Here is an 11,708-nt window from a genome sequence, read left to right as displayed (position 1 = left end):
AAGTATACACTCTATTTGTAATGCATGCTTTTGCTGAAATGATATCAAATACATTGAATTATGATTCAACCACACAGAGAAGACAACACGAGTAAATCGTGTTGAATGGATTAACTTTACTTCTACTATTTAGTAACTAAAGAATAGAACCAAGTTAAAAATACTAAAATTAATAGTATTTTTACACTTAATGAGCAACATACATATTAACAAGGTGGACTTTACTGTTCTACGCAACATTCAGTTAAGCAAATACTGCTCGCTCAACGGCACCTACATTATGTTGCACTAAATCCTTAGCGATTTCTTTAGTGACAATCTTTTTTAAACCACTTGTCAGCTTTTGTCTAATATATCCAAGCATTTGCGGTTCTGCTATAATGATCAATTCCTTATATTTAGTTTGATTAGCTGTAGTTATTTTCTCTAAATGTTTAATAACACTTCTTGCTGCTTCTTTATGTTCTATATCTTTTAACGAAGTATGTGGCTCAAAAAGTGCGCCAGGAGTAGATTTATTTTGGTAAAAGCTTTGTCTTTTCTCACGATGATGGTGATGTTCTTCCAAATCTAAAGTGAGTTTTAAAGGTTTATTAGTGGTAATTTTAATCCCTAATGCATCATAAAGCATCATGTGCTTACTATCAATAACTGCAATTAATTTTAACAGTGCTGTACCTACCATAAAGACCTCAATAATAATTGGTTATTTTATGATAATACGATTTATTATATAAACAAACATTAATTTAATAATTTTTGCTTTTCACTATTAATTATTTGCTCAACTTTTTCATTCAAAATACGTACGTCTGTTTGCTCTACCTCTGATTTATCTATTACTCCTATAATTTTTACCCTTATAGTTCCAGGTCTCTGAAACCAAAAACCTCTAGGCCAAAATAAACCTGCATTATGAGCAATCATTACAATTGGCACTCTAGTAATAGATGCCAGCTTTACAGCACTTGGCTTAAATTTTACTGTTTTATCAGGTGGTACTTTAGTTGATTCTGGAAATATTATTAACCATAAGCCTTCTTTTATTTTTTCTTGTCCTTCTCTTAAAATCTGAGCAACAGAACTATTAGTACCACGATCAACTGCAATTGGTTTAACCATACGGAGCCCCCAACCAAGCAATGGTATATTAAATAATTCACGTTTTAATACCCAAGAATGTTTAGGAATAATCAATTGCATAAACATTTGATCCCAAAAAGATTGGTGATTAGATACAACTATGGAAGTAGTGTTTGGTAATTTCTCTAGCCCCTCTACTTCATATTTTAGACCACAACAAATTTTGGCAAGCCACACAAAAGTATAAGAAAAGATAATGGCAATTCTATATTTTATTTGATAGTTGACATTGAAAAATGTTATAGGTATGTAACATATAAGAAAAAAAATAAATGTAAATAACGATAATAATCCGTAAAATGATAAAATTCTTAAACGCCACAACATCATTATTAAAATAATTATATAAAAATGCTATTTATAACATAATTTTATAATGAGTAAAATAAAAAGGTATTAAATGAAAAAAACTGTTCTTTCTGGTGTGCAAACAACTGGTGCTTTACATCTTGGTAACTATTTAGGCTCAATCAAAAATTGGGTTAAAATGCAGGAAGAATATAATTGTTTTTTCTTCTTAGCAGATTTACATGCTATTACGATTGATATTAAGACATCAGAACTGAATAATTCAATTATGGAAGTGCTTGCCATTTATTTAGCAGCAGGTCTTAACCCAGATAAAGTAACAATTTTTGCTCAAAGCATGGTAAAGGAGCATGCAGAGCTGAGTTGGTTACTGAATTGTGTTACACCACTTGGATGGTTAAAGCGTATGACACAATTTAAAGATAAAGCTGGTAGTGATCAATGTAAAGCATGTCTTGGTTTATTTGCATACCCGATACTTATGGCAGCGGATATTTTAATCTATAAAGCAGATATAGTGCCTGTAGGTGAAGATCAGAAACAGCATTTAGAATTAACCCGAGATATTGCAGAGGTGATAAATAGAAGATTTGATAAAGAAATTCTAAAAGTACCGGATATTTTAATTAGCGAAACAGGCACAAGAATCATGAGCTTACGCAATGGATTAAAGAAAATGAGCAAATCTGATATAGCTGATTTTTCTCGTATCAATTTAAAAGATAGTAATGATCTTATTTATCAAAAAATAAAGAAAGCTAAAACTGATCATTTAAGTTTTATTAGCTATGATAAAAAAACAAGACCGGAAATAAGTAATTTATTAGATATTTATAAAAGTTTATCTAAAGAAAGTATGGAAAAAATAATCAATAATTATCAAAATCAAGGTTTTGCAAAATTTAAAGAAGATCTGGCAGAAATTATTATTACAAATTTACAGCCGATACGTGATAAATGTTTAGAATTAATGAATGATAAAGAATATTTATTGAAAATACTGCACAAAGGAGCAGAAAAAGCAAAGATTAGAGCATCTGAAACAGTAAATGAAGTCAAAAAACAATTCGGATTTATAATTTAAATTTATCTTTTCAAGATTTTCCTTGAAGTATATTAGATTATTTGCTATGAATCTTTTTGGATAGGTGGCCGAGCGGTTTAAGGCACTAGTCTTGAAAACTGGCGTACGGGCAACCCGTACCGTGGGTTCGAATCCCACCCTATCCGCCAATTTGAATAGTTAACAAGTTTTGATCATTGATTAGAAAGAAAAGTGACTACTATTTAGTTGTTTTACTTAAAATACAATTATAGCTCGTATCTTTCAAATTTTTTATTAATAAAATATTTGGATTATTTATATTCAACTATATTGTATATTGTCCCTTTCTAAGTTTTGTTATTGCAATACACATGTGGATTTAGCACGTACTAATACCAGTGTACCTCTACTTATATATTAAACCATTTATTATTAGTTTAACTTAATAAATCTCTATATAAATTTAGTATTTTGCTACCACACACATGTCATTTTGTATATAGATTAGCATGTTGACTAATAACATAATATTAAAATTTATTTTTTGATAAAACCATTATATTCCCATTTATCTAGGTTTAATTATTACTCTAACTTATTTGCATGTACAATATTATTATTTTTCATATTACTATTCTAGACTTTGTTAATAAAGTTTAAAAGATGATACAGATTTTTTCAAAAAGCACGACATAATATATATCAAGATAGATTACATCCTAATACTCAGGTAGAGGCAGTAATAATTTGATTATAGATAGGTAGCGAGAATATTGTTATCTAAATTACAATAATTCATGCATAAATATTTCCAATTTATGTTTACTTAATGGATGATGATTTTCTTAAATTGCAGCGCTTTAATATTTTAAAACTTGTAATATCAATTAAATTTTTACCAAAAACTTGATTAGAATATTGACTAAATATGTTATACAGCAATAAATAGAGTAAAATTTATTCATAAATCTTCATATTAATATGACAATGACAGCAAAAAGTTAAACCAATATGAACATTTAATCACTACTGATAACTACCGACAAGTTATAGCAATTAGATAGTAGTAAATTATAAGGCTTAGCAACAACTAAACAGCAGTGTTATTATTCTTTTGCAATTTATTAACTAATATTTAAATTACTAGCTCATTATTTTAATCAATCCTCATTTATTTATGCTATTAGTTTGTAATTGTCATTACTTTTAAAAATTTCTTGTTATTTTATGATACGTCGAAAATACAATTGCAAAACATCATTGCTCAAACTGGAACAACTTATACTATCTTAAATTTTAATGCTGATTGCCAATTTTATTGCACCAATTTTATTGCAAATTATAAAATAGTTATTGGGTTTAATACACACACAAACTTATTTATCATACACTTAATTCTTAAATAGAGCTTTGATCAATTACTTTATTAAAATTGTTTTCAGATCCTCTATATAATCCTAAAGTATTTATTGTTGTGCCAACATCATTTTAGCAGCTTTGATGCCACATTCTCTTGAGGTATTAATATTGGTAATTTCAGTTTGGAATATTATTTTATTACAATCAAGCTTACCAAGCATAAAATCTGTTTGTATATTATACGCATCTAGGTATTGTGAGTACGCACCAATCGGTGTACTGCAATTAGCATCTAGATGTTCTAAAAATGCTCTTTCAGGTTTTATTAATTCAAAGGTTGGAATATGATTAATTTGATTACATATATTAAACATAGCATTATCGTCTTTTCTGATCTCGACTGCAATGACTCCCTGCCCTACACATGGCAATATCTGCGAATACTCTATAAGATGACAATATTTCTTATTAAATGCATTAAGCCTTTTTAGACCTGCATATGATAGAATTGTTGCATCAACTTCACCTGTCATTAGCTTTTTTATTCTTGAATCAACATTGCCTCTAAAAACTTTTATATTTAAATCAGGTCTTATTTTTTTTATAAATGCTTTTCTTCGTACTGCTGAGCTACCTATTACCGCATTTTGCGGAAGTGTTTCTATAGATTTATAATTTAAACATACCAAAACATCTCTTGGATCTTCGCGCTCTAAAACTGCAGCTATTACTAGATCTACAGGTATTCTACCAGGTATATCTTTCAAAGAATGAACAGCTAAGTCAATTTTTTTATCAAGCAATGCTTGCTCTATTTCCTTTAAGAATAAAGCTTTACCACCTATATCGTATAATGGTTTATTTTGAATTAAGTCACCGCTAGTAATAATAGGTACTATTTCACAATTAATATCAGGAAAAAATTGTTTTATTTGCGCAATAACTAAATTAGTCTGTATTAAAGCAAGTGTACTATTTCTTGTGCCTATTCTGATAGAATTTATCATGTGTTTTCTACTATTTTAACAGGGCCAGTAAAATTATAAACATTAATTATTAATGTTTATAATTAATCCCATATACTATAACCTATATAAATTCTATATATGGAATAGAAAATGATTAAATTTTTATGCTTTATTCTACAATAGTAAAGTCACGGACAATTAATTATTATGTACTAATATTACCGACATTTTTTATTGTAATAGATTACAATGCGCTGCATCGATTTTTTCATTAACGTCTATTACTCTTTTATAAACTCCATTAATTGACTATAAAATTGTTATTTGTGATTTTAAATGTTAGTTTTTTCTTTAAGAACATTTATTATAAATTATATTCATTATAACCTTTCGCGATTTTATTATCTTTCTGCAGCTATAATCACGAAAAGCCAAAAAGGATTTTGGCATACACATTCCCTATTTAAATATTCCTAGAGGGTTCTTTTTAGGATCATAAAAAAGATAATCAATGATATGGATTGATCATATACTAAAGTTTTAAAATACTAAAAAGTGAATATTTTAATTTGTGCATCATGATAACCTAAATCAGATGCTATTATTGATATAAAATTTTATTGTTTGTGAAAAAGAATTTTAGATAAGGATTTACACATTGCAAATATTGACTAATCAAAAAATAATCACATGTTTAATATGCGCATCTCTAAAATCTTTACAGTAACATATAAGGAATCTGATCATATGTAAATATATCAACAATCAAGTACTTGAACTGCTTTCAAAATAATATCATCCACCCTTATATAGGTTTTATATTTATTCCACGTATATAATCATATTTAAACTGTGCAGTATCATTTAATCGTTCACAGCAAATTTTATCGATATGAATTAACTTACAGTTTCTTACAGTGTTCATTTCTTTCATTGTTTTATCATTACGTAATATGCTCAAACTGCACTATTTAGTAACACAGAATAACATTATACGAACATCAGAGTACAAAAGAAATTACCATAATAGCAGGTATTAAATCTATTCCTTTTTTAGATATAATATTCAAAATTTCAGTACAATAATTTAATATTTTGTACCTTTGCATAACTTATAAAGGCATAGTAACAATAAAATGTGTCTTTCCTTGCTTATCGTTTTCTGCCCAAATTTTTCCAGAGTGTAGTTCTATAACTTTTTTACATAAAGCAAGCCCTACTCCACGTCCCCCTGCTTGTGTACGTGTTTTAGAACTTACGACAAATACGCCAAATATATTCGGCAATTCTTCCTTTGGCACTCCTATTCCATCATCTTTTATCATAAATAAAATACTATCTGTTTGTTTTTGTAAATCAATTTTTATTGTTCCTTCGCTACTATAGCTAATAGCATTAATTATTAGATTATCGAATGTGTGTTGAATGTAATGGGGATCACAGTTAAATATTATATTTTCTTCTATATCAGATACAAAATTTAAAATTTTGCCGTTTAGATATAATTTTTTACATATTTTAATCCTTTCATGTAGCAGTTCGCTTAAGTTTATATAATTTTTATTTAATTCATAATTAAGACTAGATAATTTTGAAAAATCTAGAATATTGTTTATCAAGCTATTCAATCTAATAGAGCTTTTAGCTATAATCTCTACAGCATTGCGACGCTGATCCTCATTAAACTTATCATAATTAGCCCATAATGTTTCACCAAGACTAATAATACCTGTTAGGGGTGTATTGATTTCATGGTTTATATTACGTAAGAACTCATGTTTTAAATCCAGTAGTTTCTCTAACTCTTGTTCTCTATAATTAACTCTATTACCTAAATGGGTATTTTTTAAATTAATTAACATTTCTTGATCTTGTCTTGGTTTTAAGAATACTATTAAAAGGCTACTAAATAATGTTAAGAAATATACTACTTTAAATTGAAAGCTATCTATACTAATTAATAACTTTTCATCTATAAAATATTTATAAAATTCTATACTAGCAAACACGCCTGTAACAGTCATAAGTAAAGTAGCTTGCCACCTAAATATCGTTGCAATTATAAGTGAGTTAATTACTGAATACATTAATTGTAACTGATCAAAATCATTTAATATAACAAGTAAACTACCAAAAAATATTAATATAACAAAAGTAGCTATAAACCAAGAGAAAGATATAATATATTTTTTTTTAAATTTTAAAGACCATAAAGGGTAAGTTATTAATATTGCAGCAGCTATAAATGTAGTATGATAAATAATATTATATATTACCAAATGGTTCATTATTCTGCTACCTGATGTGGTATACAAAGATGAGAACATCGATATTAAAATAAATATTCCAACATAACTATAAGTAATTTCTTGATTTGGTAATGTACTTTTCCAATATTTAAAGATGTTAAAATTCTTAACAGCACGAAATAAAGTTAAAAATTTTCTTTTTCTGTCCTGCCTGATTATTTTCACTGATAGTGGCTCTTTTAAAGTACTAAATCCTCCGGGCTGCTTTAAAATATAATGTCTTCCAAGAAAAAAGATTAAAGTTACAATAGTTGTGGGTAGCATAGGATAAATGCCTAAAACCGCCCTTAAAGAAAATATTTGCCACGATATAATAGTGAATATTGCGGCAATAGTGCCTATAAAAAAACTTTTAGTAGTAGATTTGAAACCGTATATTAATAAAATTAGCGGTAATGTAATTAACGGAAAATAGATACTAGTTAATAGTAAAAAGAGATTTATTAGATCTTGTGTATAGAGTGATATAATAAAACCTATTAATCCTATAGTAATTGCGGTTATATAATTATAATTCAATGAAGTTTTTTTAATGATATCATTAGTAAAAGTTACTGCTGCAACATTAATATAAGAGTTAGTACTTGCAATTATCATTGCCATAACAACTCCAACTATTAACCCCTTAAATCCTATATAGCTTTTAATGATTCGTAAAAATAGCTCATTTGTTTCAATGACCGAATTTTGAGACAATAATATTGTAATCCAAATGAATATAATGGACCAACAAAGACAAATAACTGCAGAAATAAAAAATGTTCTTGATATTTGTTTTGTGTCTTTTGCAATCAATATGCTTTGAAATATCGATGGACTAAACGACGGAATAGCAAAATATATAAAAATATTTAAAGCAATCCAAAATTTAGGACTAGTACAATGAAATAATTCTTGTAAATCAATTAAACTATTCTGTACATTTGAATTTATTACTATATACGGATCACTCAAAACATTCCATATAACAATTCCTATTATTGGAATAATTAAACTATAGGTAAAAAACTGTACAGCTTTGGTGAAAGTAACTGATTTTACACCACCAAAAGCAGAATAACTTATTATTATAGTAGCGATACATAAATTTATATAAAAATTTGAAATATTAAAGAATAGCTGTAATATTAAACCTGCTACGTGAAATTGCATAGCAATCCTACCTATAGACATTAATATACTAACTATTGCAGTAAGAATACGCACTTTGTTACCATACGCTGCACCTATTATTTCTGCTACCGATAAGCTACCTAAAATATTCTCACAACGAGGCGCTATAAAGTAACTCATTAATAACCAACTCACAATGCTACCAAATATACTAGGCAATAAGTAAAATAATCCATTTTGATATATTATTGAATTATCTATTAAAAAAATACTAGTACTGATCCAAGTCGCAATCAGAGTTGCGACTATTGCACTTGTAGAAAAATTCCTTTCGCCTACGGCATATTCACGATTATTTTTTATATTTTTAATGTTTAGAAGTCCGATTAGTAAGTTAATTCCTAAAAAGCTAGTAAGAATGAAGAGATCTATATTTGGCATAGAGTTAAATTATAGAAATTTTCTATGCAAGTAATAATAAAGATAAAATAAGAAACAAACAATATTTTTATGGAACTAAAGAAGCATTTCATCCATAAGTTAATACAAATGAATGTTATGAAAGTCAATGTATTAATTCCTGAATATTGATACAAGATAGTGTAAAGTAAGATAGGATCGAGTATTTTTAAAAATCTACAAATTAAGATTTACTACACCTATACTATCACTCCTTCTTATATTGCTGAAAAAATATATAATCCATGTTTGATCTATATAAAATGTTTTATAGCTTTCTTTAGCATTTAAAAAGATTCTTGAGCAATTTTCAGTAATAGTGATCCTTAACTTAAGATAGTCATTAAATCAATGAGGCTTATATTTAAATAATTTCTGAAAGAGGTAATATTTTAGTTAGCACTATTTATCTTAATATACTTTTTTACTAAGTAAGAATTTTATCATTTAAAATATCAAATCTATAAATTAATGTTTCACTCTAAATACAGCGAAGTAATATACTAGTCTTTTACACATAAAAACTGCACTTTCTTTTATTTTAAAAAATTTATTCCAAACATTAATTATAAATATAAAAATCTTTAATGTTTATTTAAATTAATATATAGCCAACTCTTTCATAACCTTTTTCTAGACAATTTCAAAAATATCTATTTTAATATGCTTTTTGATATTTAAATCAACTATTTTGATTATTATTGTGTTTGTAAAGTACATGAATATTTTAGATATCAATATGCTTTACTATATAATATATTTTATTTAAGCTTTAATTTGATAAAGTAATTTACAGTTCTTTTTTCTACTCTAATTTCAATGCTCAATTTACATTATTGATCTCGCAACATTACGCAGAAGTTCTTTCATATTCTATAAGCTCATTGTATTTATCAATACACCTTAGGTTCAACAATAACTCTGCGCTATGCACGCTATTATATTTTAACATTAAAATGCTTGTCTCTTCCAAGTAAAACAGTATTACTAACTATAATTTAATTAACCATTTGAATTATATGCAGTGTTAATTCATACAATGAATGGTTTAATAGAATTATCTTCACTTCTAAAATTATATTGTTAAATATAACAGTACTCTTTTAACTAAGAAATTATATTAGCTTGTAATTGATGCTAATGCTGCATAGATTCAGCAAATTTCAGTTTGCAATACATAGTTCCAAAATTCTTTTATAAAATATTTACTAGAGAAAATTATTAAAAGCTAAAAAATTTAATACCATGGGGCAAGAGATAAGTTTATTTTAATGCCTTTAACAGTAATATTATATGTTTTATAATCATGATATTTTTTTTCCATGATTAATGCTATTCCTTTATTTTGATAACTTGAGCATATTACACCAATTTTTTCATTATTTGCAAGTATCACGTCGTCTTGAACTAATGATAATAAATCTTCATATGCTGTAATTCTATATATCTTTCTTCTTATAACCCCTTGATATTTAGTTCTTGATATAATTTCTTGACCAACATAACATCCTTTTTCAAAACTAATTGCATTTAATTCCTCAGCACCATACATATTCGGAATAGATTTATTTGTGATTAAATCTTCTATACCATCTATTATTGCAAAATTATATTTATCTTCTAAGTATATTGGGTTCATACTTTGACGATAAGATGTAATTGAGCTGATAGATTCCATATCTTTCACATTATTGCTTGTACATGTTATTATATCGAGCTTATTTATTGAACGGAAACCAAGCTTAGCATATCGAGGGTCGCGAACCGTAATTAACATATCTATATCTAATTTTTGGTGTGAGTAGATCACTTTATATTCTTCACTACAATCTATTATTTGTATTTTAGAGCGTAATTTATAGAAGTTTAAATGCGCTATTAAAGCAGTTTTATTGCTTTTATCAATATCAATGTAAATTTCCTCTTTGTGATGCACATACACAAAAAAATCAAATAAATATCTTCCTTGATTATTAAGTAAATAGGTATAACAATATCTTTTATTACAAATATCATTAGTAATGAGTTTTTGTAGGAACATTAAAGAATCTAAACCTATTATTTTTATAATCTTTCTATTACTTAATATTTCATACATATTATAATATTATTGACTTTATAGGTGCCTAACTACTATACTCTAAATTTATATAAATAAAATTTAATAATCATGAGATGTTCATCTTACTGCACTTCTTCTGAATATACAATGAGTGATTTAGTGGCTAATTTAAAAAAAAATGGTCTTGAACCTCAACATTTTGATGATGTTTTATATATTCAGAAAGAGATAAATAAAGATTCTGATTTTATAGAGGTATTTTTCTTTCCATTTGGATGTGTAACTATTTGGGGCGGTGATGAAATTCAAGAAAAAATAATTTTAAGCAATACTGATTTAGTGGCAGTAAATAAACTTAAAGAGCATCTATCTGATTATATTTATTTTGAATATAATACTGATGTCGAAAAAACTTTTATTGACGAAGAAAAAAATAAAATTATTCTAGCTGATAAATCTATTTTTGTTAAACTTTCTATTTCGCATGCTTTAGCCCAATCAGTTAAACTTAGCGTTCTTGAGCAATCAGTGAGTAATTTAATTGTTCAGACAACCCCTATTCAGCAGGAACTAGCTAGAACAGGAAGCGTATCATTATCTAAAAAAGAGATATTACAGCAAATAGGTATATTATTTAATGAACGTTATTCGATTAGTCTACATAGTGATATATTCGATACTCCCGAATTCTTTTGGCGTCGTCCTAACTATGAGCCTTTATATCTTATGACAGCAGAATTTCAAGATATAGAAATACGACAAAATATAATGAATCATCGTCTTAATATGATTCAAGAGCTTTTAGACATTCTTTCAAATGATCTTAATTATAAACATTCCACAAAACTTGAATGGATTATTATTATTTTAATCGGTCTTGAAGTGATTCTATCATTATCTCATACTAATCTTTTTTTAAAAATTATCGGAGCTTTATAAAT

7 protein-coding genes and 1 tRNA gene are annotated in these 11,708 nt (G+C 26.9%); 3 read left to right on the top strand and 5 right to left on the bottom strand.

Annotated features, from left to right (window positions below):
• Positions 1–244: 244 nt before the first annotated feature.
• Both RT_RS02285 and RT_RS02280 read right to left on the bottom strand, forming a co-directional pair.
• Positions 245–685 (bottom strand): host attachment protein, encoded by a 441-nt coding sequence (locus RT_RS02285; RefSeq protein ID WP_011190915.1) that lies wholly within the window; start codon positions 683–685, stop codon positions 245–247.
• A gap of 59 nt (positions 686–744) precedes the next feature.
• Positions 745–1,470: a lysophospholipid acyltransferase family protein gene (locus RT_RS02280; RefSeq protein ID WP_014419437.1), complete on the bottom strand. Its 726-nt coding sequence runs from the start codon at positions 1,468–1,470 to the stop codon at positions 745–747.
• Positions 1,471–1,543: 73 nt separating this feature from the next.
• On the opposite strand from RT_RS02280, the gene trpS reads away from it, so the two are divergent.
• On the top strand, positions 1,544–2,536 hold the full coding sequence (trpS, locus tag RT_RS02275; RefSeq protein ID WP_011190913.1) for a tryptophan--tRNA ligase: 993 nt from the start codon (positions 1,544–1,546) through the stop codon (positions 2,534–2,536).
• Positions 2,537–2,594: 58 nt separating this feature from the next.
• Positions 2,595–2,685: transfer RNA gene (locus RT_RS02270), tRNA-Ser, on the top strand.
• A 1,278-nt stretch (positions 2,686–3,963) separates the two neighbouring features.
• On the opposite strand, the gene hemC is transcribed toward RT_RS02270, so the two are convergent.
• From hemC to RT_RS02255, 3 genes are all read right to left on the bottom strand, one after another.
• The gene (hemC, locus tag RT_RS02265) at positions 3,964–4,863 is read right to left on the bottom strand and encodes a hydroxymethylbilane synthase (RefSeq protein WP_011190912.1); all 900 of its coding nucleotides are present in this window, start codon (positions 4,861–4,863) and stop codon (positions 3,964–3,966) included.
• 1,073 nt (positions 4,864–5,936) lie between these two features.
• Complete coding sequence (locus RT_RS02260; RefSeq protein WP_011190911.1) at positions 5,937–8,687, bottom strand: sodium:solute symporter family transporter; 2,751 nt, start codon at positions 8,685–8,687, stop codon at positions 5,937–5,939.
• 1,255 nt (positions 8,688–9,942) lie between these two features.
• On the bottom strand, positions 9,943–10,803 hold the full coding sequence (locus RT_RS02255) for a YgfZ/GcvT domain-containing protein (protein ID WP_011190910.1): 861 nt from the start codon (positions 10,801–10,803) through the stop codon (positions 9,943–9,945).
• A gap of 111 nt (positions 10,804–10,914) precedes the next feature.
• On the opposite strand from RT_RS02255, the gene RT_RS02250 reads away from it, so the two are divergent.
• Positions 10,915–11,706: an RMD1 family protein gene (locus RT_RS02250; protein ID WP_011190909.1), complete on the top strand. Its 792-nt coding sequence runs from the start codon at positions 10,915–10,917 to the stop codon at positions 11,704–11,706.
• Positions 11,707–11,708: the final 2 nt, after the last annotated feature.

Origin of the sequence: Rickettsia typhi str. Wilmington (assembly GCF_000008045.1) — a bacterium.
GTDB lineage: Bacteria > Pseudomonadota > Alphaproteobacteria > Rickettsiales > Rickettsiaceae > Rickettsia > Rickettsia typhi.
Note: the sequence above shows the minus strand (reverse complement) of the source record. Positions and strands in the feature narration are given on the sequence as shown.

Excerpts from the sequence above, each read along its gene's own strand:
- RT_RS02280 (WP_014419437.1), bottom strand. The coding sequence starts at position 1,470 with ATGTTGTGGCGTTTAAGAATTTTATCATTTTACGGATTATTATCGTTA.
- RT_RS02285 (WP_011190915.1), bottom strand. The coding sequence starts at position 685 with ATGGTAGGTACAGCACTGTTAAAATTAATTGCAGTTATTGATAGTAAG.
- RT_RS02260 (WP_011190911.1), bottom strand. The coding sequence starts at position 8,687 with ATGCCAAATATAGATCTCTTCATTCTTACTAGCTTTTTAGGAATTAAC.
- RT_RS02250 (WP_011190909.1), top strand. The coding sequence starts at position 10,915 with ATGAGTGATTTAGTGGCTAATTTAAAAAAAAATGGTCTTGAACCTCAA.
- hemC (WP_011190912.1), bottom strand. The coding sequence starts at position 4,863 with ATGATAAATTCTATCAGAATAGGCACAAGAAATAGTACACTTGCTTTA.
- RT_RS02255 (WP_011190910.1), bottom strand. The coding sequence starts at position 10,803 with ATGTATGAAATATTAAGTAATAGAAAGATTATAAAAATAATAGGTTTA.
- trpS (WP_011190913.1), top strand. The coding sequence starts at position 1,544 with ATGAAAAAAACTGTTCTTTCTGGTGTGCAAACAACTGGTGCTTTACAT.